18 protein-coding genes are annotated in these 15,797 nt (G+C 69.8%); 10 read left to right on the top strand and 8 right to left on the bottom strand.

The annotated features are described in order from the left end of the window. Window positions 1-56: 56 nt before the first annotated feature. Both ACK4HH_RS07535 and ACK4HH_RS07530 read right to left on the bottom strand, forming a co-directional pair. Entirely contained in the window at window positions 57-1,214 is a 1,158-nt protein-coding gene (locus ACK4HH_RS07535) for an AAA family ATPase (protein WP_409650324.1), read from the bottom strand. A gap of 47 nt (window positions 1,215-1,261) precedes the next feature. Beyond that, complete coding sequence (locus ACK4HH_RS07530; RefSeq protein ID WP_409650321.1) at window positions 1,262-1,696, bottom strand: hypothetical protein; 435 nt, start codon at window positions 1,694-1,696, stop codon at window positions 1,262-1,264. A 195-nt stretch (window positions 1,697-1,891) separates the two neighbouring features. On the opposite strand from ACK4HH_RS07530, the gene rpsO reads away from it, so the two are divergent. From rpsO to ACK4HH_RS07510, 4 genes are all read left to right on the top strand, one after another. Continuing rightward, entirely contained in the window at window positions 1,892-2,161 is a 270-nt protein-coding gene (rpsO, locus tag ACK4HH_RS07525) for a 30S ribosomal protein S15 (protein ID WP_409650318.1), read from the top strand. A gap of 191 nt (window positions 2,162-2,352) precedes the next feature. Next, the gene (locus ACK4HH_RS07520) at window positions 2,353-2,817 is read left to right on the top strand and encodes an SRPBCC domain-containing protein (protein ID WP_409650315.1); all 465 of its coding nucleotides are present in this window, start codon (window positions 2,353-2,355) and stop codon (window positions 2,815-2,817) included. A gap of 27 nt (window positions 2,818-2,844) precedes the next feature. Further along, complete coding sequence (locus ACK4HH_RS07515; RefSeq protein ID WP_409650312.1) at window positions 2,845-3,201, top strand: YciI family protein; 357 nt, start codon at window positions 2,845-2,847, stop codon at window positions 3,199-3,201. A 10-nt stretch (window positions 3,202-3,211) separates the two neighbouring features. Beyond that, window positions 3,212-4,507 (top strand): RNA polymerase sigma factor, encoded by a 1,296-nt coding sequence (locus tag ACK4HH_RS07510; protein WP_409650309.1) that lies wholly within the window; start codon window positions 3,212-3,214, stop codon window positions 4,505-4,507. On the opposite strand, the gene ACK4HH_RS07505 is transcribed toward ACK4HH_RS07510, so the two are convergent. Genes ACK4HH_RS07505 through ACK4HH_RS07495 form a run of 3 tightly spaced genes read right to left on the bottom strand, consistent with a single transcriptional unit; the run spans window position 4,494 to window position 7,212 of the window. Then, entirely contained in the window at window positions 4,494-5,138 is a 645-nt protein-coding gene (locus tag ACK4HH_RS07505) for a TetR/AcrR family transcriptional regulator (protein WP_409650307.1), read from the bottom strand. The two genes, ACK4HH_RS07510 and ACK4HH_RS07505, sit on opposite strands and share 14 nt — an antisense overlap. A 29-nt stretch (window positions 5,139-5,167) precedes the next feature. Next, on the bottom strand, window positions 5,168-6,475 hold the full coding sequence (locus tag ACK4HH_RS07500; protein ID WP_409650304.1) for an ABC transporter permease: 1,308 nt from the start codon (window positions 6,473-6,475) through the stop codon (window positions 5,168-5,170). After that, entirely contained in the window at window positions 6,472-7,212 is a 741-nt protein-coding gene (locus ACK4HH_RS07495) for an ABC transporter ATP-binding protein (RefSeq protein WP_409650302.1), read from the bottom strand. Before ACK4HH_RS07495 ends, ACK4HH_RS07500 begins: the two co-directional genes overlap by 4 nt. Window positions 7,213-7,337: 125 nt before the next feature. Between ACK4HH_RS07495 and ACK4HH_RS07490 the strand changes: the two genes are divergently transcribed. The 6 genes from ACK4HH_RS07490 to ACK4HH_RS07465 all read left to right on the top strand — a co-directional run bounded on the left by ACK4HH_RS07490 (window position 7,338) and on the right by ACK4HH_RS07465 (window position 13,158). Next, entirely contained in the window at window positions 7,338-8,024 is a 687-nt protein-coding gene (locus ACK4HH_RS07490; protein WP_409650299.1) for a hypothetical protein, read from the top strand. Continuing rightward, window positions 8,021-8,698 carry a hypothetical protein gene (locus ACK4HH_RS07485; RefSeq protein ID WP_409650296.1) on the top strand — a complete coding sequence of 226 codons (678 nt, stop codon included), beginning with the start codon at window positions 8,021-8,023 and terminating at the stop codon, window positions 8,696-8,698. Before ACK4HH_RS07490 ends, ACK4HH_RS07485 begins: the two co-directional genes overlap by 4 nt. After that, the gene (locus tag ACK4HH_RS07480; RefSeq protein ID WP_409650293.1) at window positions 8,695-9,447 is read left to right on the top strand and encodes a hypothetical protein; all 753 of its coding nucleotides are present in this window, start codon (window positions 8,695-8,697) and stop codon (window positions 9,445-9,447) included. Before ACK4HH_RS07485 ends, ACK4HH_RS07480 begins: the two co-directional genes overlap by 4 nt. Continuing rightward, on the top strand, window positions 9,444-10,124 hold the full coding sequence (locus ACK4HH_RS07475; protein ID WP_409650291.1) for a hypothetical protein: 681 nt from the start codon (window positions 9,444-9,446) through the stop codon (window positions 10,122-10,124). Before ACK4HH_RS07480 ends, ACK4HH_RS07475 begins: the two co-directional genes overlap by 4 nt. Then, the gene (locus tag ACK4HH_RS07470) at window positions 10,121-10,606 is read left to right on the top strand and encodes a hypothetical protein (RefSeq protein WP_409650288.1); all 486 of its coding nucleotides are present in this window, start codon (window positions 10,121-10,123) and stop codon (window positions 10,604-10,606) included. The genes ACK4HH_RS07475 and ACK4HH_RS07470 overlap by 4 nt, the downstream gene beginning before the upstream one ends. A gap of 272 nt (window positions 10,607-10,878) precedes the next feature. Then, window positions 10,879-13,158, top strand: coding sequence for a polyribonucleotide nucleotidyltransferase (locus tag ACK4HH_RS07465; protein ID WP_409650285.1), 2,280 nt, complete (start codon window positions 10,879-10,881; stop codon window positions 13,156-13,158). Window positions 13,159-13,233: 75 nt separating this feature from the next. Here the strand turns inward: ACK4HH_RS07465 and ACK4HH_RS07460 are convergent, their stop codons facing one another. From ACK4HH_RS07460 to ACK4HH_RS07450, 3 genes are read right to left on the bottom strand one after another with little or no spacing between them, the layout of a single operon-like run. Continuing rightward, window positions 13,234-14,046 carry an ABC transporter permease subunit gene (locus tag ACK4HH_RS07460; protein WP_409650282.1) on the bottom strand — a complete coding sequence of 271 codons (813 nt, stop codon included), beginning with the start codon at window positions 14,044-14,046 and terminating at the stop codon, window positions 13,234-13,236. Then, the gene (locus ACK4HH_RS07455) at window positions 14,043-14,969 is read right to left on the bottom strand and encodes an ABC transporter ATP-binding protein (RefSeq protein ID WP_409650279.1); all 927 of its coding nucleotides are present in this window, start codon (window positions 14,967-14,969) and stop codon (window positions 14,043-14,045) included. Before ACK4HH_RS07455 ends, ACK4HH_RS07460 begins: the two co-directional genes overlap by 4 nt. A gap of 42 nt (window positions 14,970-15,011) precedes the next feature. Then, entirely contained in the window at window positions 15,012-15,740 is a 729-nt protein-coding gene (locus ACK4HH_RS07450) for a TetR family transcriptional regulator (RefSeq protein ID WP_409650276.1), read from the bottom strand. Window positions 15,741-15,797: the final 57 nt, after the last annotated feature.

Raw genomic sequence — 15,797 nt, 5'->3', positions numbered from 1 at the left:
TACTCACCGTCGCATCCTTCTTGGACCTGAGTGCTTCCAGGCGTGAGCTGAGCGCTTCAACGCCAGTTAGTGAAGCCCTTTAGGCCGGCCGGCATCGTCTTGGGCATCATGACTTCGCCAATCTTTTGGCCTTCGGCTATCGCCTTCAGCTCCGCTTCATCCACGCTTCTGCCGGTTGTTCCGGACTCGCCCACTTCCAGAAGGACGACGTCACGTGCGTCAATCAGGTCGCTGTTGAGCAACGCCTCACTGTGCGTTGTGACGATCACCTGGCGGAGCTTTTTGGTGGTCTTTCTGACACCCTTGAGGAGCGCGGGTATTTGACGAACGATGGCGTCATTCAAAGAGAGTTCAGGTTCCTCCATGAGCAGGATTGACTCCCCGTCTTGAAGTGACCACAGAAGCGCGATTAGTCTCAGGGTCCCGTCCGAGAAGCTTTCCTCGCGTTGCCAACCTGCGTTCGGCCTGTAGTGTGCGTACCGGGCCTCCAAATGTGGCCGGCCAGTTGCCTCATCCTTCACGAATCGCAAGTCAGTGAATTGAGGGACTGCGACCTTAAGAGCACCCTCGATACGCTTCAGCCTGGCACTCCGGCTTCTTTCTGTGGACCGGGCCACTCGTTCCAGGAACCCTTGTCCGAACGGATCGCTCTCTACGCGGTTCCCACCGATGATGTCGGAATACTTCAGTAGCTGTGGCACGAGATGAATGAAGGAGATGTCGGCAAGGAATTTGGTCAGATCTCGGAACTTCACGTTGGCCTGGATCTGCTCCAAGCTTGTTTGAGTCAATCGCTCGGTGTCTGCTAGGTCGGCCTTCTCCGGTCTTCTTAGGATTGTCGTGCCGTTGTGCGTGACCACTTCGGACGTGACAAGCGTTCGCTGCGCGCCTTTGCCTTCGCGTTTGATGCCAATCTCGTAGGTCCACGTAACTTGCGGCTGATCAAGTTCCGTTGAGATCCATACTTCGATCTTCATCTCGGAGTCGCCCCTAGCATGGAGGCACCGAACTTTCGAGACGCCTCCACGGCTCGAAAGCGCAGTCTGCAGCCCTCCCCCTTCACTTCGAGCGATATCCCGGAGGAATCTCAGGGCGTCGAGCAGGTTCGATTTGCCTGCTGCGTTCGGGCCGATGATGTAGGCGTAGTCCCGAAGGTTGACATCGAGCGTTTGGAAGTTTCGCCAGTTCTTCAGACGAATTCTGGTGATGTACATCTAATGACCTCTTCGATTAGTCCAGGCGAGAATCACGAACGGTGGCTTCATTCGGATAGCGAAACGGCTTTTTGTGCAGCCTGAACGAAGGACGCGCGAGCAATTTCGATGTCCTTCTTGTCTTCGTCAGAAACCTGGGAATCTTCCAGCACTCTTTTCATGACTTCCCTGAGTTGCTGAGAGGCTGTCTTTACTTGCTTAGGGCCCAGCAGGGTAACCACGGCTGCAACGCTGGGGAGTTCTTGTGCGAAGGCCTGGTGATCGAAGTACCGGCCTTGTGTTTCACTCGCCGTGTCCATCATGGCGGCGGTTGTGTACTTGTCGACCGCTGAAAGCAACCCCAGGTAGGCAGATAGCCGTTGTTCTCGGATCCATCGTTTGTGCTCTCTTCGAGACGCAAGCCACGCGCCTCCGAGACCGACCAGCGATGCCCCAAAGGCTCCACCGATAAAGGTGAGGAACGGATCGAGCTCCTGCAGCATCAGATCTGGAACCAACTTTCGTGAAGGTTGTTGACCAAATGATACTTCCTCTCTATACGCGCGCGAACCGGCAGACTGGCGCGCGCTCGCACCCCTGGTAGTCTCTGAAGGTTGCCGTCCAACGGCCGCGGATCAAGAGAGCTCGAGCATCCTGCTACGGGCGCCGCGCAACGAGCAGAGAAGGGGGTCCCCTCTATGGCACTGGAATCAGACGTCAAGAAGGCGATCATCGACGAGTACGCAACCCATCCCGGTGACACTGGGTCTCCCGAGGTCCAGGTGGCGATGCTCACGCGTCGCATCAAAGACCTCACGGAGCACCTGAAGGAGCACAAGCACGACCACCACTCGCGTCGTGGTCTGCTGCTGCTCGTCGGCCAGCGCCGCCGTCTGCTGGGTTACCTGCAAGACATCGACATCGAGCGCTACCGCTCGCTGATCGAGCGCCTGGGTCTGCGCCGCTAACTCGATCCCGAGTCAGCGCGTCGTCGAGAGACACCGCGAACTTCTTCTGCGAAGGCCGCCCCCGAGAGATCGGGAGGCGGCCTTCGTGGTTCGTGCGAGATTTCTGGGCGCGAATGTCGAAATGTCCGGATGCCGTGCGTCTTCTTCTTGACACCGCACGTCGCGGTCGTCTCGAGAAGAAGGAGCGCACTATGACCACCAGCACCGCGTTCGCGCCCGTCATCAGCCTCGCGATCCGCGCCGAGGCCGACGCCGTGTGGCACGCCCTCACCGATGGCGCCATCACGCCTGCCTACTACTACGGCTTCAGCGCCGAGTTCCCGGCGACCGCGGGCGAGCAGTACCGGTACACCGCGGGCGGGGCCGACATGATCACGGGCACCGTGCTCGGGATCGAGCCCGGGCGCAGCATCCACATGTCGTTCGCAGGGCACTGGCAGCCCGACGTTGCCGCGCTGCCCGAGAGCACGGTGACGATCGAGCTCGCGCCGCCGAGCATGCCGCTGCCCGGGGTCACCGTGCTGACGCTGACCCACCGCGGTCTGCCCGAGAGCCCCAGCGCTCGCAATCTGGGGCACGGATGGGTGATGATCCTCTCGGGGCTCAAGTCCCTGCTCGAGACCGGGTCGCCGCTCGCGGCTCGCGCCGGGCACTGAGGCGCGGCGCGGAAGGGATCGATCACGATGCAGTTCGCCATCCTGGCCATGGAGTCGCCCGACGACTACGCGGCGCGCACCGACCCGCAGCAGGCCGAGGGCTACTGGGCCTCGTGGGCCGGCTACGTCGCCGCCCTGCGCGAGAGCGGCGTGATGTCGGCCGCCGCAGGGCTGCAGCCCCCCGATATCGCGACGACCCTGCGCCTGCGAGGCGGATCGGTCGAGGTGCAAGACGGCCCGTTCGCCGACGTCAAAGAGCACCTCGGCGGGGTCTTCGTGATCGAGGTCGACGACCTCGACGCGGCGCTGGTGTGGGCGAGCCGGTGCCCCGCCGCCGAGCGCGGCAGCGTCGAGGTGCGCCCGGTGCTGCCCCCGATGAGCTGACCTGCTGACCGTGACCAGCACGACGGCGGTGCGCGACGCTCTCGAGCGCGCGCATCGCCGCTCGTGGGGGCGGCTCGTCGGCGCGATCTTCCGCCGGTTCGGCGACCTGCACGGGGCGGAGGACGCGGTCGCGGCGGCCTTCGAGTCGGCCGCGACGGCCTGGACGGCGGGGCTTCCCGATGAACCCGAGGCCTGGCTGCGCGTGACCGCGCGCAACCACCTGGTGAGCGCCCTGCGCCGCTCGGCCCACGAGTCGCCGACAGGCGACGACGCCGTGCTCGACCGGGCGTCAGAGCGCGATGACGAGCGCACGGACGCGATCAGCGACGACGAGCTCGACCCGCGCGTTGGCCTGCTGCTCGTGTGCGCGCACCCCGCGATCGACGCGCGCCTGCACGCGCCGCTCATGATGCAGGTCGTGCTCGGCATCGATGCCGCCCGCATCGCGCCGATGTTTCTCACCTCGCCGGCCACGCTCGGGCAGCGGCTCGCCCGCGGCAAGGCGAAGATCCGCGATGCGGGCATCCGATTCGCGCATCCCTCGGCCGATCAGCGCGCCGGCCGCGTCGGCGCCGCGCTCGCCGCGATCTACGCCGCGTACGGGGTCGGCGATGGTGCGGAGGGAGAGGTGCGCGATCGCGCCCATGACCTGCGCACCGAGGCGATCCGCCTCGCCCACGAGGTCGCGGCGAGCTTTCCCGCGAACGCCGAGGCCCACGGCCTGCTCGCCCTGCTCTGCTACAGCGAGGGTCGTCGCGGGGGCCGTGACGTCGACCGCTTCGTTCCCCTCGACCAGCACGACACGACGCGGTGGAGCGCCGCGTGGCGGGCACGCGGCGACGAGGCGCTCGATCGGGCGAGCGCGCTCATCGCGACGGGCGTCGACCGGCCCGGCCGCTACCAGCTCGAGGCCGCGATCAGCGCGGTGCACTCCGCGCGCGCAGACACGGGCGCAACCGACTGGGGCGCGATCCGCGAGCTCTACACCGTGCTCATCGCGACCGCGCCGAGCGCGGGTGCGGTGGTCGCGGCGGCGGGAGCAGCCCTGCACGACGGCGACACGGGCGCAGCGCGGTCCCTGCTCGACGCCCTGCCCGCCGATGTCGTGCGCGACTACCAGCCCTACTGGGTGTGCCGAGCGGCCGTGCTGCGCTCCGAGCGCGCGGACGACGGATCGCGGGTCGTAGCTGAACGGGAGGCGGCCGCCCGGCAGCGGGCGATCGGTCTCACGACTGATCCTGCCGTGCGCGCCTACCTGCTGCAGCAGCAGCAGCCCCTGCGCGCCGATGCGGTTAGCCGCCGCTGAGCTTCGGCAGCAGCGTGATGAGTCGCCGCCGGGTCTGCTCGAGCAACTCGGCCGGAGAAGCCGCGCCCTCGTGCATGAGCGCGCTCGCGGTGTACCGCAGCACCCCGGCGAGCAGATGCGCGGTCAGGCGCGCCTGCTCGGTGATTTCGGCGGGCGACTCGTCGGGCCCCGAGACGCGGGCGATGCGGTACTCGAGCACGTCGGCGAGCTCGGCCTCGATCTCGGCGAACCGCTCGAGCTGTCGCTGCATGAGCGATGAGCTCGAGGTGATGGCGCGCATTCGCTGCCGCATGAAGTCGGTATCAGGTGCGCCCGGGATGGAGGGGAGCGAGATGAGCGCGGCCGCGTCGGCCAGGATGCTCGGCTCGTTGCTCGCGATGAAGGCGCGCACCCGCGACTCGTCAAGGCGCGGCATGTCGAGCCCGATGACGGCGACGTCTTTCGTGGGGAAGTGGTTGAAGAACGTGCGTTGCGAGACCCCAGCGTCGGCGCAGATCATGTCGACGGTCGTCGCCTCGTAGCCGTGCCGCAGCACGAGGGCGACCGCGCTGCGCTCGATGCGGCGTGCGGTCGCCGTGCCGCGAGAGGAGGGCGCGATCGACCGAGCGTGCGGGGCGGTCGAGTCGCTCATGGTCCTATCCTCTCGCGGCACGGCGTGCATCACTCGTAGCGCAGTGACTCGATCGGGCGCTGGCGCGCCGCGCGGCTGGCCGGCAGCGCTCCTGAGAGGAACGCGATCGCGCTGATCAGCACGACGACGCCGAGCAGGCTCGCGGGTTCGAACAGAAACAGCGACAAGCCTTCGAGGTCGGCGAGCGGCCCGGTGGCGAGCACGCCGCCCAGGCCGGAGCCGACGAGCATCGCCGCGCCGACCCCGATGACGCTGCCGATGACGCCGATCGTCACGGCTTCGAGGCTGAACAGCGTGAAGATGCGACCGCTGCCCATGCCCATGGCCTTCATGAGGCCGATCTCGCGCGTGCGCTCCTGCACGCTCATGAGCAGCGTGTTGACGATGCCGAAGGCGGCGGCGATGAGGGCGACGATCGCGAAGGCGTTGAGCACGCCCGTGATGCCCGCGATGATCGTCGTCACGATGCCGAGCTGGTCCTCGATCGTCTGCGCGCTGAAGCCCGCGTCGTCGAGATCGGCCGTGACGGCCTCGATCTGCTCGGCCGTCAGCCCCGATTCGAGATAGGCGATCGCGATCGTCGAGTTCTCGTCGGCGCCGTCGATGCCCGCGGTGCGCAGGGTCGACAGCTCGGTGACGAGCGCGTTGTTGGCGCCCGCCCCGCTCGCGAACAGGCTCGAGCGGCTGACGCCCACGACCTCGGCGACGATCTCGTGGGTGTCGCCCGTGATGTCGGTCATCCCGATCGTGATCTCGGTGCCCACGGCATCGTCGGCACTCGCGAGCCCGAGCGCGTCGAGGTAGTCGTTCGGCAGCACGACCTCGAAGTCGCGCCCCGACTGGTCGAGCTGCTCGCCCGCCTCGAGGTCGGCCACAGTGACGGCCGACTGGGGGTTGACGCTGAACTCGAAGCGGTCGCTCGTCGCTGTACTGACCCAGTCGGTCGAGACGGCGCGAACCGGGTCGATGCCCGTGATCCCCTCGATCGCGGCGACCGTGTCGAGGTCGTCGTCGCTGAGGGGCTCGGACTGTGCTCCGGCGAGGGGCGGCCCCCCGGGTTGCGAGTTCGACGAGGTCGAGCTGTCGGGATCCCACTCGGCCGGGCCCTCGTCGGCCGCGGCCGCGGTCGGATCGGTCTGCGCCTGCACGAGCAGCACGTCGTCGGCGGCAAACGCGTTCACCTGGGTCTCGATATAGGTCGACACGCCCGCCCCGAGCGCGGTCGTGATCGTGAGCGTGAACGCGCCGACGAACAGCGCAAGCACGGTGAGCGTGGTGCGCAGCTTCGAGCGGAACGTGTTGGCCACCGCGGTGGCGGCGAGGTCGACGGCCTTCATCGGGTCGCCTCCTCGAGCACGGCAGCGGCGCTGTCGCTGATAATGCGGCCGTCGCGCAGCACGACCTGGCGGTCGCAGCGGGCGGCGAGCTCGTCGTCGTGCGTGACGATGACGAGCGTGATGCCCTTCTCGCGATTGAGCGCGAACAGCATCTCCTCGACGATCGCGCCGGTCTGCGAGTCGAGGTTGCCTGTCGGCTCGTCGGCGAAGATCACCGAGGGGTCGCCCGCGAGTGCGCGGGCGATCACGGAGCGCTGCTTCTGGCCGCCCGAGAGCGTCACCGCTTTCGCCGTGGCCTTCTCGGCGAGGTCGAGCGAGCCGAGCACCTCGAGCGCGCGCGCCCGGCGGGCTGCGCGGCGCACGCCCGCGATCGTGAGCGGCAGGGTCACGTTCTCGAGCACCGACTGCTGGGCGTTGAGGAAGAACTGCTGAAAGACGAACCCGAACTCGCGGTTGCGCACACGGTTGAGGGCGCGGGCCGACAGCGAGCGCGCATCCGTGCCATGGATGCGCACCTGACCCTGCGAGGGCTCGTCGAGCACGGCGAGCAGGTGCATGAGTGTGCTCTTGCCCGAGCCGCTCTTGCCGACGATCGCGACGCATTCGCCGGCCTGGATGCTGAGGCTCACGTCGCTGAGGGCGTCGAAGCGCCCCGCGCCCGAGCCGTAGTGCTTCGAGAGGCCGATGGCCTCGAGGGCGGGCGGGGGAGGCCCGTCGTGGGGGGTGTCGCGGGTCATGGTGCTCCTTCGTCGTGGGGGATGCGAACGCAAGTACAGTAACTGTACTTATTCATGCAGTGACTGCAGAATGCCTATGAGCCGGCTGTCAGCCGACACGGCGGCAGACGTGGCACCCTGTCGGCATGCGAGAACGCGACGCCGCGCACCCGGGCCGGGTCGTGGTCGCGCTCGCCCTCGCGATCTCGTTCGCTGCGCTGCTCGGCGCCTGCTCCACCGCGCCGTCCCCGACGACCCCGGCGCTCGCGCAGACGCTCGCCGAGCGCGATGCCGCCGCGGCCGCGGCGCACGCGCAGACGCTCGAGCGCTCGGCGGTGTTCCTGCGCGAGAAGTGGGGGCCCGTCGCCCTGCCCGACGAGGCCATCGAGCGCTGGGTGGTCGCGAGCTCGTGGGGCCCGACGATGGTGCGCTGCTTGAGCGACGAAGGCTTCCCGGGCGTGCAGCCCGCCGACGGCGGCGAGCGCATCGACTTCAGCGGCGTTCGGGTCTCGGGGCCCCGCGAGCTGTTCGAGATCGACGTCGCCGTCTACCGCTGCCAGTCGCTCTACCCCGTGCGGGCGTGGTTCGATGATTCAGTGCGCGACATCGAGGCGCCGTGGGCGCTCGACTACACGCGGTCGGTCGTCGTGCCGTGCCTGCTCGCGAGCGGACACGAGGTGCCGCCCGTGCCGACCGGCGAAGGGTTCCGTGCCGGGTGGCGCACCGAGGCGGCCTACGACCCCTTCGCCCTCGTCGGCGAAGGCCCGGGTGCCCGCACGCGCGCCGAGGCACTCTGCCCGGCGGCCGAGACCGTGCTCGACGGTGCGCCGTGAGGCCGGGCATCTTGACCGCCGCGATGATTGCGGTCGCCCTCGCCCTCACCGGCTGCGCCCCCGCCGGCACGCTCGGTCTCGATGCGGTCGCCGACGAGCGCGCGGCGCGCGCCGAGGCCCGCGTCGATGCACTGCTGGCCTCGTACGCCGAGTACCTCGCTGATCGCTGGCCCGGAATCCTGCTGCCCGAGACTTCGATCGAGGCCTGGCTCGGCCCCGGCGTGTGGACGACCGCCTTCCAGAACTGCGCGAGCGAGGCCGCGGGGCGCGAGGTGGTCGTCGACGTCGACGCGGGCATCACGACGAGCCCGCCGCCGCGCACCGCGGGCGAGCTGCGTGATGTCGAGACGGCCATCTACCTCTGCCAGGGCCGCCTGCCTCCGCCGGGTCTCGGCGTGAGCGACCCCGGACCGATCGAGATCGCGTGGGTGACGGCCTACGCGCGGGATGCGCTGCCGACCTGCCTGCGTCGCGAAGGCGTCGCGGCCGAGCCCCTGCCCGACGATCCCTTCGCCATCCTCTCGGGCGGCGCGACCCCGGGGTGGGATCCGTACCGGGCCGTGCGCGGCGACGCTCCCGCCCTGCGCCGCCTGCAGGCGCTGTGCCCGCACCCCTCGGTTCTGCTTTCGTCGATCTCACCCGTCGGCGAGCCTCGGCCGCAGGGGGGCTCGTGAGGCGTGCGCTCGCGGCCGTCGCCGCGCTCACCGTGCTCGCGCTCGGCGGCTGCGCCGAGCCGCCCGCGGTGCCGAGCCTCGACGCGGTGCGCGACGAGCGCTCGATGACCGTGACCTCGGCCTGGCTGCGCGCCGCGGCGGCGACCGAGCAGTACATCGAGCGCGACTGGCCCGAGGCCGCGTACCCGCCGCTGCAGTTCGAGCGCTGGGTCGAGCAAGACCGCGCGCTCGCCGAGGTGGCGACGTGCATCGACGGCATCCTCGGCCGCACCGCGGGCGCGATCTCCGAGAGCGGCATCTACACGCTCTTCCCGCGGCCGACGAAAGAGCCCACGTGGGCCCTGCCCGTGGCGCAGCTGCGCTGCTCGGTGCAGCTCGTCCCGTGGACGGGCTTGTACCCCTTCGGCGGGCCGGTCGAGCAGGAGTGGGTGCGGCACCAGCTCACCGTCGCGCTGCCGCAGTGCGCGCGCCGGTGGGGCGCCGAGGTGGTCATCGCCGACCTCGACGCCGCCGTCGACGCCTCGATCTTCCCCACCTCGACAGGGCGTTCGCTCACCCCGACCCAGAGCGTCTGGCTCGCAGCCGAGCTGCGCCACGTCGATCCGGCGACCGCGCGGCAGATTCGACTCGCTTGCCCCGATCCCGGGCGCACGCTCGTCGGCCTCGGCCCCGCCGAGATCCGCCCGATCGAGTTCGGCCCCTCGGGCGGCGGCCTGACCGGCGCCGACGAGACGGCGGGGCGTCCGTGAGGCGCGGCGCGGGCATCCCGAGCCTGCTGCTGGCGCTCGGCGCGCTCGCCGGATGCGCGACCGCCCCCGCCGCGCCGCTCACCGTCGACGATGTCGTGGCCGAGCGGCTCGCCGCCATCGAGGCCGCCGAGCGCGAGCGGTTCGATGCGTTCGTCGCGGGATCGAGCGCCCGTCTCGACGAGCTCGGGCTGCCGCTGCCCGAGTTCGAGGGGCTCGTCGCCCTCGACGACTGGGACTCGGCCGTGACGGGCTGCATCGAGCGGCTCGACCCGCAGGTCGACGTCACGCGGCTCGAGGGCGGCTTCTCGGTCAACTACTTCGGCGTGGTCGGCGAATCGTACGAGCGAATCCGGTGGACCATCGAGAGCTGCAACGCCCGGTACGGCATCGCCGATCTGCGCGCGCAGAGCGCGGCGGGCGTCGTCGAAGCGGCGTGGCGGTATCAGGATGCGACGCAGCGGGTGCTGCCGTGCCTGCGGTCGCTGGGCGCCACCGTGCCGAGCCCGCCGAGCCGCGTGGCCTACATCGAGCACCTCGGCACGGGCCGTGAGTGGAGCCCATACGCGATGCTCGGCCTCGACCCCGCGGGCCTCGTGCAGGCAGCCGCCCTGTGCCCGCCCAGTTCGACGCTCATCGACGAGCGCATCGCGCGTGCGATCGACGGGGCTGCGCCGTGAGTGCCGAGCAGGGCGCGGGCACCTGGCCCGTCGCGGTCGTGCGGGCGCGGGCGGGTCGGTGGATGCGGCGCCTCGTGCTCGCGAGCGCGGCCGTCGTCGCGGGGTCGTGGAGCCTGCTCGCCGACATCGTGGCCGAGGGCATCCCGCGCATCGTCGTCAGCCTGCTCGTGCTCGCGGCATTCGGCGTCGTCGCGACGAGCGTGTCGGCGATCACGATGCGATGGCGCACCTCGCTGCGGTCGGACGGCGAGGCGATCGTCGTGCGCGACCCGCTCGGCGCGCGCGTGGTTCCGCGGCGCGAGGGCCTCGGGCTCGGGCGATGGCTCGACAGCCGTGATCGCCCTGTGCACTGGCTGCTCGACGGCGACCGGCCCGCCGTGCCGGTGAGCCCCGACCTCAACCCGGTCGACCTCGAGGCCTTCGCGCACCGGGTCGGGCTGCCGGTGGTTGACCTCGACGACGCGCCGCGCGCCCGCCGCTAGGCCGCGACACGCCAGGCTGATACTCTCGAGTCGGCGCGTTTCCTCGCGCCACTCACGTTAATACCGCACGGAGCAGGCCGGCTCGAAGCTGGTCACCGGTGGTGATCTCCCGAATCGATGCCCGAGGGCGCGGATGCGGTGGATGTCTACTGTTGGCCAGAGCAGACCCGGCGGCACATCGCCGACGTCCCTTCCTGCCCGCTCCCGCTCCGCGTGCACGCGCGCGCTCCCATACGGGGAGCCCGCGCACAGACGCAAAGGAGACAGACCTCGTGGAAGGTCCTGAAATCAAGTTCGCCGAGACGGTTCTCGACAACGGCAAGTACGGAAAGCGCACCATCCGATTCGAGACCGGCCGTCTCGCGCAGCAGGCGCAGGGCGCCGTCGCTGCCTACCTCGACGACGAGACGATGCTGCTGAGCGCCACGAGCGCCGGCAAGCACCCCCGTGAGGGCTTCGACTTCTTCCCGCTCACGGTTGACGTCGAAGAGCGCGCGTACGCCGCGGGCAAGATCCCCGGCTCGTTCTTCCGTCGCGAGGGCCGCCCCTCGACCGAGGCGATCCTCGTGTGCCGCCTCATCGACCGCCCGCTGCGCCCGACCTTCATCGAGGGCCTGCGCAACGAGGTGCAGATCGTCATCACGGTGCTCAGCATCGCGCCCGACGAGTTCTACGACGCCCTCGCCATCAACGCCGCGAGCGCCTCGACCCAGATCTCGGGCCTGCCCTTCAGCGGCCCGATCGCGTCGGTGCGCCTCGCGCTCATGCCCGACAACAACGGCGGTGGCCAGTGGGTCGCCTTCCCGAAGCACAGCCAGCTCGCCGAGGCGGTCTTCGACATCATCGTCGCCGGCCGCGTCGTGACGAATGCGGATGGCGCTGAAGACGTGGCCATCACCATGGTCGAGGCCGAGGCCACCGAGGGCAGCTGGAACCTCATCCAGGGCGGCGCCGTCAAGCCCAGCGAAGAGATCGTGGCCCAGGGCCTCGAGGCCTCGAAGCCGTTCATCATGCAGCTCGCCAAGGCGCAGCTCGAGCTCGCCGCGCAGTCGGCGAAAGAGATCCAGGACTACCCGGTCTTCCTCTCGTACAGCCCCGAGCTCTACAGCGCGGTCGACGAGATCGCGCACGCCGAACTCGCGGGGGTCTACCAGATCGCCGACAAGGTCGAGCGCCAGACGGCCGACGACGCCCTCAAGGCCCGCACGAAGGCCGCCATCGAGGCGAAGGTCGCCGACGGCTCGCTGCCCGAGGAGGCGCTGAAAGACTTCGGCGCCGCCTACAAGTCGGTCTCGAAGAAGATCATGCGCACGCGCGTGCTCACCGAGGGAATCCGCATCGACGGCCGCGGGCTCGCCGACATCCGCGCGCTCGACGCCGAGGTACAGGTCATCCCGCGCGTGCACGGCTCGGCCATCTTCCAGCGCGGCGAGACGCAGATCCTCGGCGTCACGACCCTCAACATGCTCAAGATGGAGCAGCAGATCGACTCGCTGAACCCCGTCACGAGCAAGCGCTACCTGCACCACTACAACTTCCCGCCCTACTCGACCGGTGAGACCGGCCGTGTCGGCAGCCCCAAGCGTCGCGAGATCGGGCACGGCTTCCTCGCCGAGCGCGCCCTCGTGCCGGTGCTGCCGAGCCGCGAGGAGTTCCCCTACGCGATCCGCCAGGTCAGCGAGGCCATGAGCTCGAACGGCTCGACCTCGATGGGCTCGGTCTGCGCCTCGACCCTCTCGCTGCTCAACGCCGGTGTGCCCCTCAAGGCCCCCGTCGCGGGCATCGCGATGGGCCTCATCAGCGACCAGGTGGATGGTGAGACCCGCTACGCGGCCCTCACCGACATCCTCGGCGCCGAGGACGCTCTCGGCGACATGGACTTCAAGGTCGCCGGCACGAGCGAGTTCGTCACGGCCATCCAGCTCGACACCAAGCTCGACGGCATCCCGTCGTCGGTGCTGCAGCAGGCGCTCGGCCAGGCGAAGGACGCCCGCATGGCGATCCTCGCGGTCATGAACCAGGCGATCGACGCTCCCGACGAGATGGCGCCCACCGCGCCGCGCGTCATCAGCGTGCAGATCCCCGTCGACAAGATCGGCGAGCTGATCGGCCCGAAGGGCAAGACGATCAACGCGATCCAGGACGAGACCGGCGCGCAGATCTCGATCGAGGAGGACGGCACGGTCTACATCGGCGCCGTCGACGGTGCCTCGGCCGAAGCCGCCCGCCTGCAGGTCAACGCCATCGCCAACCCGATCAACCCCGAGGTCGGCGAGCAGTACCTGGGCACGGTCGTGAAGCTGGCCGCGTTCGGCGCCTTCGTCTCGCTCATGCCGGGCAAAGACGGGCTGCTGCACATCAGCGAGGTGCGCAAGCTCGCCGGCGGCAAGCGCGTCGACAACGTCGAAGACGTGCTCTCGGTGGGTCAGAAGATCCTCGTCGAGATCACCAAGACCGACGACCGCGGCAAGCTCTCGCTTGCCCCGGTGCTCGCCGAGGGCGAGGGCGGCGACGCTCCCTCCGAGGTCACCGCGGAGGGCGAGGACGGCTAAGCGCCCGACTCGGCTCTGAGATACGGATGCCCGCCCTCCCGCTGGAGGGCGGGCATCCGTCGTTCGTGCCGGTGGTCAGACGCCCACGTCGCGCCGACGGAAGGCCAGCACGGCGACCACCACGGCGACAGCGGAGACCGCGTAGAGCAGCCCCATGAGCGCATCGAACCCGTTCGCGAGCGGCTCGGCACCGTATGCCCAGAAGTAGGGCGAGAGGGCGTGCAGCCACTCGAGGTCGGCGTTCTGGTTGCCGAGCGCGTTGAGCGCGTAGCCGAGCACAGCGACGCCGGCGGCCGTGCCGACCGCGAGGCTGCGACGACCCACGATCGCCCCCGTCATCGTGCCGGCGGCGGCGGTCAGCAGCCCGAGGCCGAGCAGCGCCACCGAGCCCGCGATGATGCCCTCGAGCGAGAGCTCGAGCGCGGCGGGCTCGTTGAGCGCGAGCACCATGAGCGCGAGCAGCGTCGCGAGCACGAGCAGTTTGAGGGCGATCGCCCCGAAGCGCTCGAGCACGAGCTGCGTGCGGTCGACACCGTGCGCGAGCGTGAGCTCGAGCGTGCCGCGCTCTTCATCGCCCGCGATGATCGACGAGCCCCAGCCCACCGCCGCGATCGTGACGAGCACGAAGCCGATGAGGCCGTGCACGGTGCCCTGCGTGTAGCCGGCACCCGTCGTGATCTGGTCGTAGCTGAGCGCCGCGACGAGCTCGGGCGGCAGGCTCTCGATGATGGCGAGAAATTCGGGGTTGCCGCCGATCGTCGAGTACAGGGGCAGGTACATGCCCACGACCCCGGCGAGGCCGAGGCTCCAGCCGATGAGGCCCCGCCAGCTGTCGGCGAGCACGCGGCGCAGGAGGGGGAGCGGTCGGCGGGCGGTCATCGCGGTCATCGGTCGCCCTCCTCGGCCAGGGCGCCGTAGAAGCCGAGCACGGCGCTCTCGAGGTCGGGTTCCTGCACCACGAGGTCGAGCGGCTCGCTCTCCGCGACGGCCGCCACGAAGGCCGCGACGCCGTCGCCGAGCTCGCCGTGGATCGTGACGACGCCGTCGAGCTGCTCGTGCCGCAGCCCCTCGAGGTGGGGCAGGGCGCCGAGGCGGGCGAGCAGCGCGTCACGGGCATCCGGGCGCACGGTGACGCGCACCGAGCGGCGGGCGGCGGCCCGCAGGCGGTCGACCGTGCTGACGTCGACGATACGGCCGGCGCGCAGCACGGCCACATCATCGGCCGCCTGCTGGATCTCGCTGATGACGTGCGAGCTCAAGACGACCGAGCGACCGGCGTCGCGGGCCTCGCGCACCATCGTCAAGAACTCCTGCTGCACGAGCGGGTCGAGACCGCTCGTCGGCTCGTCGAGCACGAGCAGCTCGGGGTCGTGCATGAACGCCTGCACCAGGCCGACCTTCTGCTTGTTGCCCTTGCTGAGCGATCGCACGGGGCGGGTCAGGTCGAGGCCGAGTCGCTCGGAGAGCTGCTCGATGCGCCCGACGGCGACGGGGCCGCTGAGCTCGGCGTAGTGCCGCAGCAGCCCGTGGGCGGTCGCGCGGCCCTCGAGCGCGAGCTCGCCCGGCAGGTAGCCGATGCGCCGACGCAGCTCGGGGCCGCCCGTGCGCGGGTCGGCGCCGAGCACGCGCACCTCGCCGCTCGTCGCGCGGATGATGTCGAGCAGCACCCGCATGGTCGTGGTCTTGCCGGCCCCGTTGGGGCCGATGACGCCGAAGACGCGGCCGGACTCGATCGTGAGGTCGATGCCGTGCAGCGCCGTGCGGCGTCCGTAGCGCTTCGTGAGCGCGTGTGTCTGAATAACGGGGGTCATCCCCGGGTCCTTTCGTTCGAGGGGGCGCCGTGCGGCGCCGAATCAGAGGGTGGATGCCGGGGTCGCCGGCGGATCCGGATCCTGATTCGGGTCTCCCGCCCCCTTGTCCGAGCGCGGGCCCCGGCTCGTGTCGAGCGTGCCGGACAGGGCGGCCTCGGCCGCCTCGAGGATCACCGTCGAACGGTAGAGGCCGTGGGTGTAGAGCTCGAGCGTCGGCAGGGTCATGCGTCGCACGAGCGCGGCGCTGAGCCCCGGCTCGCCGACGGCGCGGCCGAGGTGGCGCTCGAGCAGCAGCGGCACGAGGCCGTGAGCGGCGACGATGAGGGCGGTCATCCGCGGGTCGAGGCTCTCGCGCATCATCCCGCTGGCGACACCTTGTTCGAGCATGGCCTCCGTGCGCTGCACGAGGTCGTCGAAGAGTCGGTCTCCGGCGGGGGAGTCGTCGGTGATCATGCGGGCGAGGTAGTCGAGGCTCGCCCGGTGCGCCTCGACGTCGGCGAGCCACCGCTGCATGGTCGAGGCGAGGTCGCCGGCCTCGGCACCGTGCAGGCTCTCTTTGCGCCCGAGCACCTCGTCGACGATGAGGGCGTCGCACTCGGCGCGCAGCGCCTCTTTCGATCCGAAGTGGTGGATGACGAGCGCGGGGCTGACACCGGCGCGCGCGGCGATGTCGCGCACCGAGGTGCCGTCGTAGCCGGCGGCTCCGAAGAGCGCGAGCGCGGCATCCCGAATGCGCTGCCGCGTCGTTCCTTCGCCCGCGATGGTGGTCACGAGCACAACACTAAACGCTTGTTCAGCGCTTCGTCAACGGACGGCGCGGTCGCGCTG

The organism is Microcella sp. (genome assembly GCF_046296455.1).
In the GTDB taxonomy this organism is placed as follows: Bacteria; Actinomycetota; Actinomycetes; order Actinomycetales; family Microbacteriaceae; genus Microcella.
The sequence above is the reverse complement of the archived record's forward strand: the minus strand, read 5'-3'. Positions and strand labels throughout refer to the sequence as shown.

Bases quoted from the DNA above. Each gene is read 5' to 3' on its own strand.
- ACK4HH_RS07530 (WP_409650321.1), bottom strand. From the start codon at position 1,696: ATGCTGCAGGAGCTCGATCCGTTCCTCACCTTTATCGGTGGAGCCTTT.
- ACK4HH_RS07455 (WP_409650279.1), bottom strand. From the start codon at position 14,969: ATGACCCCCGTTATTCAGACACACGCGCTCACGAAGCGCTACGGACGC.
- ACK4HH_RS07500 (WP_409650304.1), bottom strand. From the start codon at position 6,475: ATGAAGGCCGTCGACCTCGCCGCCACCGCGGTGGCCAACACGTTCCGC.
- rpsO (WP_409650318.1), top strand. From the start codon at position 1,892: ATGGCACTGGAATCAGACGTCAAGAAGGCGATCATCGACGAGTACGCA.
- ACK4HH_RS07515 (WP_409650312.1), top strand. From the start codon at position 2,845: ATGCAGTTCGCCATCCTGGCCATGGAGTCGCCCGACGACTACGCGGCG.
- ACK4HH_RS07490 (WP_409650299.1), top strand. From the start codon at position 7,338: ATGCGAGAACGCGACGCCGCGCACCCGGGCCGGGTCGTGGTCGCGCTC.
- ACK4HH_RS07505 (WP_409650307.1), bottom strand. From the start codon at position 5,138: ATGAGCGACTCGACCGCCCCGCACGCTCGGTCGATCGCGCCCTCCTCT.
- ACK4HH_RS07535 (WP_409650324.1), bottom strand. From the start codon at position 1,214: ATGTACATCACCAGAATTCGTCTGAAGAACTGGCGAAACTTCCAAACG.
- ACK4HH_RS07520 (WP_409650315.1), top strand. From the start codon at position 2,353: ATGACCACCAGCACCGCGTTCGCGCCCGTCATCAGCCTCGCGATCCGC.
- ACK4HH_RS07460 (WP_409650282.1), bottom strand. From the start codon at position 14,046: ATGACCGCGATGACCGCCCGCCGACCGCTCCCCCTCCTGCGCCGCGTG.
- ACK4HH_RS07495 (WP_409650302.1), bottom strand. From the start codon at position 7,212: ATGACCCGCGACACCCCCCACGACGGGCCTCCCCCGCCCGCCCTCGAG.